The sequence below is a fragment of the Herbaspirillum huttiense genome, from assembly GCF_004367745.1.
Taxonomy (GTDB): Bacteria; Pseudomonadota; Gammaproteobacteria; order Burkholderiales; family Burkholderiaceae_D; genus Herbaspirillum; species Herbaspirillum huttiense.
Map to the genome: position 1 here is coordinate 1580912 of NZ_CP037993.1, position 16836 is coordinate 1597747.

Annotated in this window: 15 protein-coding genes; all 15 read right to left on the reverse strand. The window is 64.8% G+C overall.

Annotated features, from left to right (window positions below; all coding sequences use genetic code 11):
• Positions 1 to 22: 22 nt before the first annotated feature.
• The gene (gene ileS, locus E2K99_RS07035; protein WP_134221779.1) at positions 23 to 2917 is read right to left on the reverse strand and encodes an isoleucine--tRNA ligase; all 2895 of its coding nucleotides are present in this window, start codon (positions 2915 to 2917) and stop codon (positions 23 to 25) included.
• 137 nt (positions 2918 to 3054) lie between these two features.
• On the reverse strand, positions 3055 to 4032 hold the full coding sequence (locus E2K99_RS07040; RefSeq protein ID WP_039788668.1) for a bifunctional riboflavin kinase/FAD synthetase: 978 nt from the start codon (positions 4030 to 4032) through the stop codon (positions 3055 to 3057).
• Positions 4033 to 4216: 184 nt separating this feature from the next.
• A complete protein-coding gene (locus E2K99_RS07045; protein WP_134221780.1) occupies positions 4217 to 4918 on the reverse strand; it encodes a GntR family transcriptional regulator in 702 nt (233 codons plus the stop codon).
• A gap of 34 nt (positions 4919 to 4952) precedes the next feature.
• Complete coding sequence (gene hpxZ / locus E2K99_RS07050) at positions 4953 to 5330, reverse strand: oxalurate catabolism protein HpxZ (protein ID WP_134221781.1); 378 nt, start codon at positions 5328 to 5330, stop codon at positions 4953 to 4955.
• Positions 5327 to 6010 carry a cysteine hydrolase family protein gene (locus E2K99_RS07055; protein ID WP_121038256.1) on the reverse strand — a complete coding sequence of 228 codons (684 nt, stop codon included), beginning with the start codon at positions 6008 to 6010 and terminating at the stop codon, positions 5327 to 5329. The genes hpxZ and E2K99_RS07055 overlap by 4 nt, the downstream gene beginning before the upstream one ends.
• Positions 6007 to 7575 (reverse strand): ABC transporter ATP-binding protein, encoded by a 1569-nt coding sequence (locus E2K99_RS07060; RefSeq protein ID WP_134221782.1) that lies wholly within the window; start codon positions 7573 to 7575, stop codon positions 6007 to 6009. Before E2K99_RS07060 ends, E2K99_RS07055 begins: the two co-directional genes overlap by 4 nt.
• 1 nt (position 7576) lies before the next feature.
• Positions 7577 to 8272 carry a biuret amidohydrolase gene (gene biuH / locus E2K99_RS07065; protein ID WP_088755975.1) on the reverse strand — a complete coding sequence of 232 codons (696 nt, stop codon included), beginning with the start codon at positions 8270 to 8272 and terminating at the stop codon, positions 7577 to 7579.
• 24 nt (positions 8273 to 8296) lie between these two features.
• Positions 8297 to 9217, reverse strand: a complete 921-nt coding sequence (locus E2K99_RS07070) for an ABC transporter permease (protein WP_034330120.1) — start codon at positions 9215 to 9217, stop codon at positions 8297 to 8299.
• Positions 9210 to 10358, reverse strand: a complete 1149-nt coding sequence (locus E2K99_RS07075; RefSeq protein WP_240733868.1) for an ABC transporter permease — start codon at positions 10356 to 10358, stop codon at positions 9210 to 9212. Before E2K99_RS07075 ends, E2K99_RS07070 begins: the two co-directional genes overlap by 8 nt.
• Positions 10359 to 10386: 28 nt before the next feature.
• Positions 10387 to 11484 carry a BMP family ABC transporter substrate-binding protein gene (locus E2K99_RS07080; protein WP_034330116.1) on the reverse strand — a complete coding sequence of 366 codons (1098 nt, stop codon included), beginning with the start codon at positions 11482 to 11484 and terminating at the stop codon, positions 10387 to 10389.
• Between the two features lie 109 nt (positions 11485 to 11593).
• The gene (locus E2K99_RS07085) at positions 11594 to 12451 is read right to left on the reverse strand and encodes an ABC transporter ATP-binding protein (RefSeq protein ID WP_134221784.1); all 858 of its coding nucleotides are present in this window, start codon (positions 12449 to 12451) and stop codon (positions 11594 to 11596) included.
• Positions 12448 to 13296 carry an ABC transporter permease gene (locus tag E2K99_RS07090; protein ID WP_039788653.1) on the reverse strand — a complete coding sequence of 283 codons (849 nt, stop codon included), beginning with the start codon at positions 13294 to 13296 and terminating at the stop codon, positions 12448 to 12450. The genes E2K99_RS07085 and E2K99_RS07090 overlap by 4 nt, the downstream gene beginning before the upstream one ends.
• 7 nt (positions 13297 to 13303) lie before the next feature.
• Complete coding sequence (locus tag E2K99_RS07095; RefSeq protein WP_134221785.1) at positions 13304 to 14317, reverse strand: ABC transporter substrate-binding protein; 1014 nt, start codon at positions 14315 to 14317, stop codon at positions 13304 to 13306.
• A gap of 22 nt (positions 14318 to 14339) precedes the next feature.
• The gene (gene atzF / locus E2K99_RS07100) at positions 14340 to 16169 is read right to left on the reverse strand and encodes an allophanate hydrolase (RefSeq protein WP_134221786.1); all 1830 of its coding nucleotides are present in this window, start codon (positions 16167 to 16169) and stop codon (positions 14340 to 14342) included.
• 327 nt (positions 16170 to 16496) lie between these two features.
• Positions 16497 to 16778: a helix-turn-helix domain-containing protein gene (locus E2K99_RS07105; RefSeq protein ID WP_121038283.1), complete on the reverse strand. Its 282-nt coding sequence runs from the start codon at positions 16776 to 16778 to the stop codon at positions 16497 to 16499.
• Between the last annotated feature and the right edge of the window lie 58 nt (positions 16779 to 16836).

The window sequence follows — 16836 nt, forward strand, 5'->3', positions numbered from 1 at the left end:
TAGCAAGGCCGTCCCGCCCGGATCAGGCGAACAGGCGCTTTTCGCCCTGGCCGAACAGGTTGCTGTAGCAGCGACCGCACAGGCCCGGATGATCGGCATGAGACCCGACATCGGCGCGATAGTGCCAGCAACGTTCACATTTCTGATGCGCCGACGGCGTGACCACCACCGCTTCCTCTTCCACCGTGGCCACCGGGGTGACGCGGGCAGCCGAGGTGATGAGGACGAACTTCAGGTCATCGCCCAGGCTTTCCAGCAGGGACGCCTTGTCGCCGGCGACCTTCAGTTCCACTTCCGCCTGCAGGGAGGAACCGATGCTGCCGGCGATACGCACTTCTTCCAGCTGCTTGGTGACCGCTGCGCGCACTTCGTGCAGCACCGCGAACTTGTCCAGCAGGGCCTGTGCATCGGCCACTTCCGGCAGGGCGTAATAGACCTGCGAGAAGATGGTTTCGCCGCTGGCCTCGAAGGCGTCCTTGCCGGCAAAGAAGCGCCAGGCTTCTTCGGCCGTGAAGGACAGGATCGGTGCCATCAGGCGCAACAGCGACTGCGTGATGTGCCACACGGCGGTCTGGGCCGAGCGGCGTGCGGCCGACTCCACGCCGCTGGTGTAGAGGCGGTCCTTCAGGATGTCCAGGTAGAAGCCGCCCAGGTCTTCCGAGCAGTACATCTGCAGCTTGGCCACCACCGGGTGGAATTCATAGGTCTCGAAGTGCGCCAGCACCTCCGCCTGCAGACGCGCCATGTTGGCGATCGCATAGCGGTCGATTTCCAGCATCTCGGCCACCGGCACGGCGTGTTGTGCCGGGTCGAAGTCGGAGGTGTTGGCCAGCAGGAAGCGCAGGGTGTTGCGGATGCGGCGGTAGGCTTCCACCACGCGCTTGAGGATCTCGTCCGAGATCGACAGCTCGCCCGAGTAGTCGGTCGAGGCCACCCACAGGCGCAGGATTTCCGCGCCCAGCGAGTCCGAGACCTTTTGCGGGGCGACCACGTTGCCCTTGGACTTGGACATCTTCTTGCCCTCACCATCGACCACGAAGCCGTGCGTGAGCAGGGCCTTGTAGGGCGCGCGGCCATTCAACATCGACGAGGTCAGCAGCGACGAGTGGAACCAGCCGCGATGCTGGTCCGAGCCTTCCAGGTAGAGGTCGGCCGGGAACTGCGACTGCTGCGCGTGCGAGCCGCGCAGCACGGTCTGGTGGGTGGTGCCGGAATCGAACCAGACGTCCAGCGTGTCGCGGTTCTTGAGGTAGTGCTCGGCCTCGTCGCCCAGCAATTCCTTGGGATCCAGCGCCTGCCAGGCTTCGATGCCGCTCTTCTCGATGCGTTGGGCGACCTGCTCGATCAGCTCCGGCGTACGCGGATGCAGTTCACCCGTTTCCTTGTGCACGAAGAAGGCCATGGGCACGCCCCACTGGCGCTGGCGCGACAGGGTCCAGTCCGGACGGTTGGCGATCATGCCGTGCAGGCGCGCCTTGCCCCAGCCGGGGAAGAAGGCGGTGTCCTCGATGCCTTGCAGCGCGGTCTGGCGCAGGCTGGGGCCGCCGTCCTTGGGCGTGTTGTCCATGCTGGCGAACCACTGCGAGGTGGCGCGATAGACGATGGGGGTCTTGTGGCGCCAGCAGTGCATGTAGCTGTGGTCGAACATGACCAGCTTGAACAGCGAACCCACTTCTTCCAGCTTGCCGCAGATGGGCTTGGAGGCTTCCCAGATGGTCAGGCCGGCAAACAGCGGCAGCCAGGAGGCATAGCGGCCATCGCCCATGACCGGGTTGAGGATGTCGTCGTCCTTCATCCCGTGCGCCTTGCAGGAGATGAAGTCTTCGATACCGTAGGCCGGTGCCGAGTGCACGATGCCGGTACCGCTGTCGGCGGTCACGTATTCACCCAGGTAGATTGGCGACAGGCGGTCGTAGCCGGCATCAGCCTTGGCCAGCGGATGATGGAAGCGGATCAGGGACAGCTTCTCGCCGGTGGTGGTGGCGATGATCTTGCCTTCCAGGCCGAAGCGCTGCAGGCAGGATTCCACCAGGTCCTTGGCCAGGATCAGCAGGGTGGCTTCGCCGTTGCGGCTGGTCTCGACCAGCGCGTACTCGAATTCCGGATGGACGTTCAACGCCTGGTTGGACGGGATGGTCCAGGGCGTGGTGGTCCAGATGACGATGTAGCCGTTGCGGGTCGGCAGGTCGGCCAGGCCGAAGGCGGTGGCGATCTTGTCGTGTTCGGCAAAGGGGAAGCCGACATCGATGGCCGGGTCGCGCTTGTCCTGGTATTCCACTTCGGCCTCGGCCAATGCCGAGCCGCAGTCGAAGCACCAGTTCACGGGCTTCAGGCCGCGATAGACGTAACCCTTCTCCAGGATCGTGCCGAGTGCGCGCAGCTCGTCGGCTTCGTTGGAGAAGTTCATGGTCTTGTAGGGGTTGTCCCATTCGCCGAGCACGCCCAGGCGGATGAAGTCGGCCTTCTGGCGTTCGATCTGCTCACCCGCGTAGGCGCGCGCCTTGGCCTGCACTTCGGCCACCGGCAGGTTCTTGCCGAACTGCTTTTCGATCTGGATCTCGATGGGCATGCCGTGGCAATCCCAGCCCGGCACGTATTGGGCGTCGAAGCCGGCCATGTTGCGGGCCTTGACGATCATGTCCTTCAGGATCTTGTTGACGGCGTGGCCGATGTGGATGTCACCGTTGGCATACGGCGGGCCGTCATGCAGGATGAATTTCGGGCGGCCGGCCGAGGCCTTGCGGATGCGCTCGTAGACCTTCTTCTCCTGCCATTCCTTGACCCACTGCGGCTCGCGCTTGGCGAGGTCGCCGCGCATCGGGAAGCCGGTTTCGGTCATGTTGACCGGGTACTTGGAGGGGGCCTTGCCGGCTTTTTCCGGTTTGCCGGGCTTGGCGGAGGATTCGTTGTTGGACATGACAAAGCTTTCGTTGAATGCAGGTTGATTCCGGGGGCCCGGCAAGGCGTCACAAGCAGGGCGCGTTGCGGCAGGCAGGATGCAGGATGGGGCGGCTGGACAGCTGCGGGAGCAGGGCTCCGGCAACCGCCCAGCGTTCAAATTCGGTCGGTGGCCGAGACGGCGAAGCCGGCGTTTTCACGGAACCAGGCGCGGGCATTGTCCACGTCACGGGCAATGGCCGTGGTCAGCGTGGGCAGGTCGACATACTTTTCTTCGTCGCGCAGCTTCTTGAGGAATTCCACCCGCACCAGCTTGCCGTAGCAATCGCCCTTGAAATCGAGCAGGTGCGTTTCCAGGAGCACCCGGCCGCTGTCGTCCACCGTCGGGCGCACGCCCAGGCTGGCCACGGCCGGCAAGGGCTGCTCGGCCAGACCGTGCACCTGCACCACGAAGATGCCCGAAAGCGCCGGACGCTTGTGGCCCACGCGCATGTTCAGCGTCGGGAAACCGATGGTGCGCCCCAGTTTCTTGCCGTGCACGACCCGGCCGCTGATGGCATAGGGATGGCCCAGCAACTGCTGTGACAGGGTGAAATCGCCCTCGGCCAGCGCCGCGCGCACGGCCGAAGAGGAGATGCGCACACCGGCATTGGTCACCGTGGGCAGGGCATGGACCTCGAAGCCATACTGCTTGCCGGCCGCGATCAGGGTATCGAGCGTGCCGGCGCGGCGCGCGCCGAAGCAGAAGTCGTCACCGACCATCAGCCAGCGCACGTGCAGGCCCTGCACCAGGATCTTCTCGATGAAGTCCTGCGGGGAGAGGGCGGCGAAATGGCTGCCGAAATGCTCCACCACCACGCGGTCGATGCCGGAGTTGGAGAGCGCTTCGAGCTTGTCGCGCAGGTTGGCGATGCGCGCCGGGGCGCGTTCGGGGGTGCCGGCCAGCTGGGCGAAGAATTCACGCGGATGCGGCTCGAAAGTCATCACCGCCGCGTCCAGCCCCAGGTTGGCGGCGGCCTCGCGCACGCGCGCCAAGAGGGCCTGGTGGCCCAGATGCACGCCGTCGAAATTGCCGATGGTCAGCGCGCACGGGGCGCGCGATTCGGCTGTGGGAAGTCCGCGAAATACCTTCATTGAGCCGCTGGAAAGATGCGCTGTTGCAAAAGCCTTCCATTATAAATGGTTTCGGAGGCTTTCCTTGATTTGGTGGCGGCTTGGCACGGATCAAGCCGCCTGAAGCGGACAGGCAGCGCAGTTTTTCATATTTCACCAAGGAAATGTTGACAAACTTTCATATGAAAGTTTCTTGCCGGCAGCGTCAGCGGGCCAGCGCCGCTTCGGGCTCCTGGAGCTGGCGTGCCTCGGCCAGCATCCAGATGGTGATCTTTCTGACTTCCAGCTTGCTCTGGGTGATATGGGCGCGCAGCAGGATCTGCGCTTCGGTGGCCTTGCGCTTGGCGATCAGTTGCAGGATCTTGCCGTGTTCCTCGTAGGTGGCTTCGATGCGCTTCTTCTTGAGGAAGTCCAGTCGGCGCACGATGCGGATCTTTTCCGTCACCTCGGTATGGACCCGGGTCATCTCCACATTCCCGGCGGCGGCCACCAGGTTGGTGTGGAAGGCTTCGTCCAGCTCGGCCACCTTGACGGCATCGGTGTGGCGCGCTTCGGGTTCGGCCAGCCAGATGGCGTTCAACTGCTCCAGTTCTGCCGTCGGCTCCTGCTGGCTGCAGAGTTTGTCCAGTGCGGCCATCTCCAGCACGATGCGCAGGTCATAGAGATTGTCGAGGCGGTCGAAGTCGATCGGGCAGACCTTCCAGCCACGCCGGAATCCCACTTCCAGGTAGCCCTCGCGCTGCAGCCTGAAGAGCGCATCTCGCAAGGGCGTACGCGAGACGCCCTGGCGCTGGGCCATCTCGGTCTCGGTGAAATTGTCCCCGGGCAGCAGGCGGAAACTGAAGATGTCGTCCTTGATCCGGTGATAGACCTGTTCGGCGAGCGGGTTGGCGACGGTGACGGTCATGGTACGGGCATTCTGGTTCGAGGGGGCTGCGGACTCATGTCATCAGGCTGACATGGGCGGCGACGATGCGCCAGCCTTGGTCCATGCGCACCCAGGTCTGCATCTGGCGGCCGATACGATCGGACGTATGGTCGGTGAATTCGGTGGAGACCGTAGCATAGTCGCTGCCGAAGGTGGTGACAACGGTGCGATGCAGCTTGCGCGAGGCCGGCACCGGGGTGCAGGTCTTGCGGTACTGGCGGATCGCCTCGCCGCCCAGCAGCACTTCGCCAACGCCGTAGCGCACCGTTTCGGGCGCATACCAGAACCAGCGGTCCAGGGCCGGGATGTCGTTGATGAGCAGGGCGTGTTCGTAATCCGTAAAAGCTTGTTCGACCTCAGCCACCACGTGGGGCAGGTTCACTTGCATCATGGCGTTTCTCCGGTATAGGCGGCCACGGCGCTGTGCAGCTGCGCCAGCGGCGCGCGCCAGCCTACGATGCCGCCCTGGGCGGTCAGCATCTCCAGCGTGGCGCGATGAAATTCAGGGAAGTAACTGGCGCAGGCATCTTCTACCACCAGGCATTCATAGCCGCGGTCATTGGCCTCGCGCATCGAGGTCTGCACGCACACTTCCGTAGTGACGCCGGCCACCAGAAGGTGAGTGATGCCGCGCTCCTGCAATTGTGCGTGCAGGTCGGTGGCGTAGAAGGCCCCCTTGCCCGGTTTGTCGATGACGATCTCGCCATCCAGGGGAGCCAACTGCGGCAGGATCTGGTTGCCGGGTTCGCCCCGCACCAGGATCCGGCCCATCGGCCCGACATCGCCGATGCCCAGCGCCGGGTTGCCGCGCAGGCGCTTGGCGCGCGGGCAGTCCGAGAGATCCGGCAGGTGCGATTCACGCGTGTGGACCACCAGCATCTGCGCCTGGCGTGCCAGCGCCAGCAGGGCCGCCACGGTCGGCACGATCGCGCCCAGGGGCCGCACATCGTTGCCCAGCGCACTGCCGAAGCCGCCTTCTTCCACGAAGTCGCGCTGCATGTCGATGACCACCAGCGCGGTGCTGCGCGGATGGAACTGATAGGGATAGGGGAAGGCGTCGATACGGATCATGCGGCCTCGGCGTGGGGTGATTGTTCGGAGTGGCCCGCCATCCAGCGGCCCAGGGCGGCGCGGTCCGCTCCTTGCGTGGCCACGTCCTGCGCCACGTGCACGATGCGGCCCTCGGTCATCACCAGGATGCGGTCGGACAGTTCCAGCAGTTCGTCCAGGTCTTCGCTCACCAGCAGCACGGCCGCGCCGCGTGCGCGCGCTTGCAGCAGGCGTGCGTGGATGTCGGCTACCGAGGCGAAGTCCAGTCCGAAGACCGGATTGGCGACGATGAGCACATTGGCCGCGCCTGCATCGCCCTCTTCACCCAGCTCACGCGCCAGCACGGCGCGCTGCACATTGCCGCCGGAAAGCGTGCCGATGGGGCGTTCCGGTGCGGGCGGCTTGACGTTGAAGGCCGCGATCAGGGATTGCGCCTGGCGCTTCATGGCACTGCGGTCCACGCGCCAGCCGCTGCGCTTGAAGGGGGCGACATCGAAATTGCGCAGTGCCATGTTCTCGGCCACGCTCATGCCGGCGATGCAGGCATTGCGCAAGGGTTCTTCCGGTAGCGCGAAGACGCGCAACCGTCGCATTTCCTCACGCGTGGCGGCATAGGGCGCATCCTCGATGCGGATCTCGCCCAGCAGGTGGCGGCGCTGGCCCAGCAGGGCTTCCACCAGTTCCTTCTGGCCATTGCCGGAGATGCCGGCCAGGCCCACGATTTCACCGCGCTTCACCTGCAGCGAGAGGGCCCGCACGGCAGCCACGCCGCGATCGTTGTTGACCGTCAGTTCCTTCACTTCGAGCCCGAAGCGGGCGTCTGCTGGCACTGCAGGCCGCTCCACCTGCGTTTTCTCGGCGCGGGCGTGGCCCATCATCCAGTGCGCCAAGGCATCCGGCGTCGTCTCGGAAACCCTGGCACTGCCGACCAGGCGACCCTTGCGCAGCACCGTCACATCGTCGGCATAGGCGGTCACTTCGTGGAACTTGTGGGTGATCATCAACACCGTCAGTTCCTGCTGGCGGGTGAGGGCATGCATGAGTCCCAGCACTTCGTCGGCTTCCTGCGGGGTCAGTACCGAGGTCGGTTCATCGAGGATCAGGAAGCGGCGGCGCAGATAGAGCTGCTTGAGGATTTCCAGTTTCTGCTTTTCGCCGGCGGAGAGACTGCTTACCGCGCGCTCCAGCCCCAGCTTGAAGGGCATGCGCGCCATGAATTCTTCCAGCACGGCGCGTTCGCTGCGCCAGCGGATGCGCCAGGGCAGGTCGCCGCGCGCCAGCAGCAGGTTCTCGGCCACGGTCAGGCTGGGGGCCAGCGTGAAGTGCTGGTAGACCATGCCGATGCCGAGCTGGTTGGGCACGCGCGCACTGCGGATCTCCACCTCGCGGCGGTCAGCCACGATGCTGCCCTGGTCCAGCGGGCTGTAGCCAACCAGGCCCTTGACCAGCGTGCTCTTGCCCGCACCGTTCTCGCCCAGCAGCGCGTGGATGGTGCCGGCGCGGATTTTCATCGAGACATCATCGAGCGCGCGAAAGCTGCCGAAGGATTTGCCGGCATTGATGATCTCCAGCTCCAGGGCGTGCATGTCAGGCCCCGATCACATCGATCAGTGCGGCCGCATCGGAGACCGCGCCGAACACGCCACCCTGCATCTTGATCATGGACAGCGCCGCCAGGTGGTTGTTGTGGTCGGTCGCGCCACAGCAGTCCGCGAGCATCACGCATTCGAAGCCACGGTCATTGGCTTCGCGCATGGTGGTATGCACGCAGACATCGGTGGTGATGCCGGTGAGCACGATGTTGCGGATGCCGCGCGTGTGCAGGATCATCTCCAGGTCGGTGGCGCAGAAGGAGCCCTTGCCCGGTTTGTCGATGATGATCTCTCCCGCGATGGGGGCCAGTTCGGGAATGATTTCCCAGCCCGGTTCGCCGCGCACCAGGATGCGGCCACAGGGGCCGGCGTCACCGATGCCCACGCCGTTGGTGCCGATCTGGCGCGAGCGCCAGCGCTTGTTGGCCGGCAGGTCGGACAGATCGGGGCGATGGCCTTCGCGGGTATGGATGATGGTGTAGCCGCCGGCGCGCATGGCGGCCAGCACTTTCTTGATCGGTTCGATGGGCGCACGCGTGAGCGAGAGGTCATAGCCCATCTTGTCGACGTAGCCGCCGATGCCGCAGAAGTCGGTCTGCATGTCGATGACGATGAGCGCGGTATTGGCCGGGGTCAGGGCACCGTCATAGGGCCAGGGATAGGGTTCGGCCTGGATGTAGCGTTCGGACATGGTTTCTCCTTGGGGCAAGTGGATTTATCGGGTCAGGCTCAGTTCGCCCGGCGCACTCGAGAGCGTGCGGTCAGGCCGGCAGGTGAGGATCATGATCAAGAGCGTGAGCGCATACGGTGCCGCGTTGAAGAGGTAATAGCCGGAGGTCACGCCCACCGCCTGCAAGGCCGGCCCCAGTGCACCGGCGGCACCGAACAGCAGCGCGGCCAGCAGGCAGCGCCACGGCTGCCAGCGCGCGAAGATCACCAGCGCCACGGCCATGAGGCCCTGGCCGCTGGAGAGTCCCTCATTCCAGCTGCCGGGGTAGTAGAGCGACAGGTAGGCACCGCCGATGGCAGCCAGGAAGCCGCCTGCGGCCGTGGCCGCAATGCGCGTGCCGGTGAGGCGGTAACCGAGCGCGCGTGCGGTCTCGGCGTGGTCGCCCACCAGCCGCAAGGCCAGTCCCCAGCGCGTGGCCGACAGGCCCCACTGCAATACCAGTGCGAGCGCCACGCCGATGAAGAACAGCGCATTGATCTGCAATGCATGGTGCAGGCGATCATTGCTGCTCCACGCACCCAGATCGATGGAGGGCAGCATCGGTGCCTGCGGCTGGATGAAAGGCTTGCCGAGGAAGAAGGCCAGGCCCGTCCCCAGCAGCATGAGCGCGATGCCGAAGGCGATGTCGTTGACGCGCGGCAGCGAACACACCACGCCATGCAGTACCCCCAGCAAGAGTCCGGCGCAGCCCGCCGCCAGCACGCCCAGCCAGGCCGAGCCGCTGTAGAAGGAGGCCGCGTAGCCGGTCATGGCGCCGCAGACCAGGATGCCTTCCAGGCCCAGGTTCACGCGTCCGCCTTTTTCGGTCAGGCATTCGCCCAGGCTGACGAAGAGAAAGGGCGTCCCCACCCGGATGGCGCCCGCGAAGAGGGCCAGCAGCAGGGTCGTGAGATCGATGTCATGCATGGCCGGCCTCCTTGGCGGGGGTGACTTGCGCCTGTTGCTGCCAGCGCAGCTTGAGCGCGGACAGGCGCCCGGTAATGGCTTCCCAGGCCAGCAGGTTGCAGAACAGCAGGCCCTGCAGGACCAGCGTGGTGGCGTCCGGCAGGTCCAGACGCCGCTGCAGCAGGCTGCCGCTGGCTTCCACGCCACCGATGACGAGTGCGCAGACGATGATGGCCAGCGGATTCTGGCGCGCCGCAAAGGCCACCAGGATGCCCGAGAAACCATAACCGGCCAGCAGCGCACTGGTGGCGCTGCCCTGCACGGCACTGACTTCGAACATGCCTGCCAGTCCCGCTGCCGCACCGCCGAGGGCGCAGGCCGTCAGGATGAGGCGATTGACCGGCAAGCCCACCAGCCGCGCCGTACGGACATTGCCGCCGACCACGCCCATGGCGAATCCGGCAACGCTATGGCGCAGGAACACCCAGGCCGCCACGCAGGCCAGCGCACCCCAGGCCAGGCCCCAATGCACTTCCAGTCCCGGCAGCGAACCGACCAGATAAGGATCGGGCAGGGGCAGGGTAGAGGGTTTGTTCAGACTGGCCGGATCACGCAGCGGCCCTTCCACCAGATGCTTGAAGACGGCCACGGCGAGATAGGACAACAGCAGGCTGGAGATGGTCTCATTGACCCCGCGCCACTGGCGCAGACCGCCGCACAGCGCGATCCACAGCCCGCCGGCCAGCATCGCCGCCAGCGCCATGACGGCCAGCATCACCAGCGAAGGCAATGCCGGCAGCAGTTGCGGCATCACCGCCGCCGCCAGTCCGCCCAGCGCCAGCGCACCTTCCCCGCCGATGACGATGAGCCCTACGCGTGCCGGCAAGGCCACGCACAGCGCCGTCAACAGCAGGGGCGCGGCGCGCTGCAGGGTGTTCTGCCAGGCAAACAGGGTGCCGAAGGCGCCCTGGAAGATCAGCAGGCAAGCCTCGCCCGCCGGCTTGCCCTGCACCAGCAGGAACAGCACGAACAGCAGCAGTGTCCCGGCCAGCGCGCACAGCGTGGGCAGGGCCGGCGCGCTGCCGTTGAGCAGCGCCGAGCGCAAGCGGTGCCAGGGCGAGGTGGCGGCAGCCGCCACCCCGGGAGCGGGGAGGGATGTCATGAGACCGTCCTGCATCAAGGATCAGCAATCAGACCTGGCCGACCACGCCGGCCACCAGGTAATTCATCTTCTCCAGCGCCACGTCGGTCTGGACCTGGGTGGTGCCGGCCGGGATCACGGTATTGCCCTTGTTGTCCTTGATCGGTCCCTTGAAGATCTGGAACTTGCCGGCCAGCATCTGCGCCTTGATCTCGTCGGCCTTCTTCTTGGCCGGTGCGCTCACGGCTGCGCCATAGGGCGACATCTTGACGAAGTCGTCCTTCAAGCCACCGCGCAGGAAGTTGATCATCGGTTTGCCTTCCAGCGTGGCCTTGACGATCTCGGTGTAGGGCGTAGCCCAGTTCCACTCGGCACCGGTGAGGTAGCCCTTGGGCGCCAGCGAGGCCTGGCTGGCGTGGTAGCCGGTGGTCATGATGCCGCGCTTCTCGGCCGTCTCCACGATCACCTTGGGGCCATCGACGTGACAGGTGATGACGTCGCAACCCTGGTCGATGAGGCTGTTGGCGGCTTCGGCTTCCTTGACCGGCAGCGACCAGTCACCGGTGAAGATGACGTGGCAGGTGATGGACGGATCGACCGACTGCGCGCCCAGGGTGAAGGCGTTGATGTTGCGCAGGACCTGCGGAATCGGTTTGGCGGCAATGAAGGCCAGCTTCTTGCTCTTGCTCATGTGGCCGGCCACCACGCCCGAGAGGTATTCGCACTCTTCGATGTAGCCGAAGAAGCTGCCCACGTTCATGGGATGCTTGCCGGCGGTCCACAGGCCGCCACAGTGGGCGATGCGCACCTTGGGATATTTTTCTGCAATCTTGAGGACGTGCGGATCGAAGTAGCCGAAGGAGGTCGGGAAGAGCAGGGTTGCGCCATCCTGCTGGATCATGGCTTCCATGGTCTTTTGCACGGCCACGGTCTCGGGCACTTTTTCTTCCTCGATCACCTTTACGCCGGGCATCTTCTTGATGATGGCGGCGGCTTGCGCATGCGACTGGTTGTAGCCGAAGTCGTCGCGCGCGCCGACGTAGATGAAGCCTACGGTCAGCGGGCCTGCAGCCAGCAGTTCCAGCGGGAAGGCAGCGCCCAGTGCGGCAGCACCGGACAGTTTCAGAAAATCGCGGCGGTTTTGCATGTTGTTGCTCCAGTGTGATCGTGGATGGTTGGGGTGGGGCAAGACAAATTCGGTACTTCTTTCCGGGCAGGATTCTGTACCTCAGGCTGTACAGAATCCGGTACGGCAATCAGGACAGCGCCAGCGAACCGGGCGCCTGCATGCGCGCCGGCTTGCGCACTTCGCGCTGGAAGATTTCCATGGACAGTTTCTTGGCCGCGATGAAGCCAGGCTGCGACAGCGTCTCCACCGTGCGGGGGCGTGGATCCTGGTAATGCAAGATGTCTGCCACCGCTGTCGGGCGCTTGGTCAAGAGCAGGATCTGGTCGGCCAGGTAGACCGCTTCTTCCAGGTCGTGCGACACCAGCACCATGGTGGTGCCGGTCTGCAAAAAGACCTGCTGCAGCTTCTCCCGGATGAAGAGCGTCATCTCGAAATCCAGCGCCGAGAAAGGTTCATCGAGGAACAGCACCTCCGGCCCCGGTGCCAGGGCACGCATGATGGAGGCGGTCTGCTGCTGGCCGCCCGAGAGTTCATAGGGATAGCGCATCAGGTCGAACTTGACGTCGAAGGACGCCACCAGTTCATCGACGCGGCGCTTGATCTCGGCCTTGGACTTGCCTTCCAGCTTGAGGGGATAGGCGATGTTGTCGATGGTGCGCAGCCAGGGAAACATGGCATCGCGGTAGTTCTGGAACACATAACCGATCTTGGTCTGGGCCAGCGATTTGCCATCGAACAGGATCTCTCCGGCATCGATGGGAATGAGCCCGGCGATCATGTTGATGAGCGTGGACTTGCCGCAGCCATTGGGCCCGAAGACGGAGACGATCTGCTGCTTGGGAATATCCAGGTCGAAGTTTTCATACAGGGGCCAGCCGGCGAAATACTTGGTCAGGCCGCGAATGGTGATTTGGGTGCCTGGGGGCCCGGGAACGAAGGGCGTTTCCGGTGGCAGGTCGATTTTGGGGCTGATCACGACGCTCATCTTCCGCTCCAGTGCACGATACGTTTTTCAATGACGATGAAGACCACGTTCAGGGCATAGCCCAATGCGCCCGCCGAGAGGATGGCGGCATACATCTCGCGTACGTTCAGGACCTGCTGGGTATCGATGATGCGGTGGCCCAGGCCGTTTTCGGAGCCGATGAACATCTCCGCCACGATCACGATCACCAGCGCCATCGAGACCGCGCTGCGCAGGCCGACGAAGCTGGCTTGCAGGCTTTCCCAGATCAGCACGTCGCAGAAGATGCGCCAGCGCGAAGCGCCCATCACCTTGGCCGCCATCACCCGCTGCTTGCGCGCATTGAGCACGCCGTAAGCGCTGTTGAAGAGCACGATAAGGAAAGCCCCGAAAGCTGCGATGGCCACCTTGTTGATGTCGGAGACACCGAAGATCAGCAGGAACAGCGGGATCAACGCGGAGGAGGGCGTGGAACGGAAAAAGTCGATCAGGAATTCCACGCTGCGATAGGCGCGCTCGTTGCTGCCCAGGAGCACACCGATGGGCAGGCCCAGCACGGCGGCAATCACGAAGGCTTCCAGCGTGCGGATCACGGTCACCGTGAAATCGAGCAGCAGCGGTCCCCCGGCCAGCCCCTTGAACATGGCCATGAGCGTGGCTTCGGGCGGCGGCAGCAGAATGGCCTTGATCCAGCCGGCCCGGACCACCAGGTCCCAGATCACGAACAGCGCGATGGGGCCGACGATGGGCAGCAGGCGGCCCAGGGCCGGGGCCTTGCGCGGCGCTTTGGGCGCTGGCGCAGCGGTGGACGCCGGGGCGGCGGGCTTGGGCGCCACGGTCACGGCGGGAGCGATGGTCTCGTTCATGATGGCCTCAGCCCTTGTAGATCAGGTTGTCGACCACGATGCGTTGCGAGAACACGCCCTTCTCGACGAACAGGTCGTAGAACTTCTGGAAGTAGGCCAGGTCGCTGGGCTTGAACTCGTTGTAGAGCATGTAGGCCGCCAGCGGCACTTCATTGGTGAGCGAACCTTCGATGGCGGTATAGCCCTTCAGGTAAGTGCGGGCCTGGTCCGGATTGTTGCGCACCAGCTCGATGCCGCGCGCATAGGCGGCGATGTACTTGCGCGCCAGTTCGGGATTCTTCTTGATGAATTCGGTGGTCAGCGCGGCAGCGCCGCCGTGCCAGGGGGCCATCGGATCGCCCAGGATGTACTTGGCGATTACGCCTGCTTCCAGTACGCGGGTGGTGTTGTTCATGCGGCCCACGGTGCCGGTCGGTTCCAGCGTGTAGGCGGCATCGACCTGGCCCGCCGCCAGCGAAGCGACGTGCTGGCCGATGGGCAGTTCGACTACGGTCGCGCCAGTGGCACCGGCGCGTTCGAGTACCGTCTTGGCCAAGGTGACGTTCTGGATGCCAGGCCCGGAGGCGACCTTCTTGCCCTTGAGGTCGGCGATCGATTTGACTGGGCTGTCCTTGGGCACCAGGAATTCATCGAGTACGTATTTGGCATTGCTGGGATTGGTGGCAAAGATCTTGAACAGGCCCGGCTGGGCGATCTCGCCGATGGCCAGGTTGCCGGCCCCGGTGCCATTGGCCGAGCCATCGGCGCGGCCTGCCAGCATGGCTTCCATCACCTGCTGCGCGCCGGCGAATTTGAGGGCTTGCACTTCCAGTCCGGCCTGCTTGAAGTAACCCGCTTCCACGGCGGCATAGAAGGGCAGGCCGGCGGCCACCGGCCAGTAGCCGATGCGGATGGGCACCGTCTGCGCGCGCAAGATGGCCGGGGCACCCGCGATGGCGGCGGTGGCGGCGACGGCACCTGCCTTGGCGATGAAGCTGCGGCGGTTGGCATTGTGGACAGCGGTTGGGTTGTTCTTTTTCATGAGCAGCTCCGTGGTGAGGGTGTCAGTTCAGCGAATGGAGGTAGTTGACCCAGCCGCCGTGGTGGGTGATGTCGGTCGCGCCGGCAATGCCGGCCGGCTCGCAGATGAAGCCCTTGACGCTGCTGCCGTCGGCCAGCTCCACCGTGCCGATGCCCAGCGGGGCCGGGATGGCGGCGACGAAGCCGCCGAACTGGCGCAGCGGCATTTCCCACACTTCCACTGCGATGGCGGCGCCGTCGCCTTCGGTGCGGGCCAGGCCAGGCTTGGGTGGGGTGGTACCCGCCAGGGCGTAGAGACGATAGTGGGCGGCGGTGCGGGTGACGGCCACGCGGCGCGCACCGGCTTCCAGCAATTGCCAGTTCAGGGGCTGGCCGGCCAGGTGCGCGCCGACCACGCAGACCTTGATGGTGCTTTCATTGAAGGGCAGCGGTGTGGCCGCAATCGCATCGGCTTGCCCCGCGCCGCCCAGTTGCTGCTGCAGGCGCGCACCGGCTTCGGCCAGCAGATGGTCGGCACCGGCCGGGCCGATCAGGGTAACGCCGGCGGGCAGGCCATCGCGCCGCCACACGGCGGGGATGGCCAGGGCCGACATGTCCATCAAATTGACGAAGTTGGTGTAGTGGCCCAGCTGCGCATTGCGCACCACCGGATCGGCCTCGACTTCGGCGATGGTGGGGAAGGTGGTGGTGGTCGGCACCAGCATCAGGTCGCTGCCTTCGAGCAGGTTTTCGGCGTGGCGGCGCAGGTCGGCCAGGCGGTACTGGGCGTTGAAGCTGTCAACGGCATCGTAGTCGTCGGCCTGGGCGGTGATCTGGCGCACCACGGGGTGGATGGCTTCCGGGTTCTCCAGGAAGAAGTCGCCCAGCGCGGCGCGGCGCTCGGCCACCCATGGGCCTTGATAGAGCAGCTGCGCGGCCGCGCTGAAGGGGGCGAAAGGAATCTTCGCCAGGCTCACGCCGGGGAGGGCGGCGATTTGCGCCAGGCTGCGTTCCCAGGCTTCCTGGGCGACGCTGTCGCCAAAGAATTCACATTGCTCGGGAATGGCGATGCGATAACCCCGCCGCTTCACGCCCAGCATGGTAGGGCGGCGCGAATAGCCATCCTCAGCATCGAAACCGGAAGCGCTGTGCAGCACGCGCCAGGCATCGGCCACGTCGTGGGCGAAGATGGAGATGCAATCCAGGGTGCGGCAGGCCGGGACCAGGCCGCGCGCGCTGATGAGGCCCTTGGTCGGTTTCAGGCCGACCAGGTGATTGAAGGCGGCCGGCACGCGACCAGAACCTGCCGTATCGGTCCCCAGCGAAAACATGACCTGCCCCAGCGCCACGGCCACCGCCGAACCCGAGCTGGAGCCGCCGGAGACATAGTCCGGCTTGATGGCATTGCGTACCGCACCGTAGGGGGAGCGCACGCCGACCAGGCCGGTGGCGAACTGGTCCAGGTTGGTCTTGCCCACCAGCAGTGCGCCAGCGGCCTGCAGGCGCTGCACCACGGTGGCGCTCTCGCTGGCCAGGCGGCCGAATTCGGGACAAGCCCCGGTGGTGGACATCTCGGCCACGTCGATGTTGTCCTTCACGGCGAAGGGGATGCCGAACAGCGGCATGCTCTCCAGCACGGCTTCGCCCTTGATCTGCAGCATCAGGTCCAGCGCCGCGGCTTGTTGTTTCAGTTGTTTGGACGGCACCCGGCTGATCCAGACCTCATCGCGTCCGGCGCTCTCGATGCGGGCCAGCAGTTCGGCCACCACCTTGCCGGGTGTGCTGCGGCCTTCTCGATAGGCCGCCAGGGTGGCGGCGATGGTGGTCCGGGCGGCCTCGGGGGCAGCTTGCTGCAGGGCATGGGAGGTGGTCATATTGGATATTCAAACTTGAATACAAGATTGAATATCTTTAAGCAGGAGGCGTGCCAGCTCGACCGTCACGCGGCTGAAAAACGGGAAAAGGCTTCACCACGCGGGTTTGCGAGGTGAAGTGCCGTAAGGCAAGTTGTGCGAGGGGAGATGAAGAGTTTTGTCAGCGAGACAAAATGGGGAGGCGTGCGCCGAACTTGGACGTCCGTGGTGACGGCCTGCACGGGAATCAGGCAAGTTGATCGTCGATGCCAAGTATGTTTACCGTGGCAACAAGGTTGAGACCCGGGCGAATGGGCGCGTTTCGTCAAACCAGGAGCCCCGGGATACTCAGGCAGATTCGATCACACGCATTTCAATGTGCAGGCCGGCGGCCGTGGCCATGTTCACCAGCGCATCGAGTCCGAACAGGCTGATCTTGCCTCGCATCAGGTCGGAGACACGCGGCTGAGTCACCCCGAAGAGCTTGGCGGCTTGGGCCTGGCTCATTTCCGTGCGGGTGAGGTGGTTCTTGAGTGCCGTCATGAGGACGGAACGCAGCTTCATGTTTTCAGCTTCTTCCGGAGTGTCCTCGATGGCATCCCAGATGCTGGAAAATCGTTGCTTGCTCATTGCCCTAACTCCTTCAACAAATCGCGGTAACGCTTTGCGGCCAAGCTGCCTGGAAATC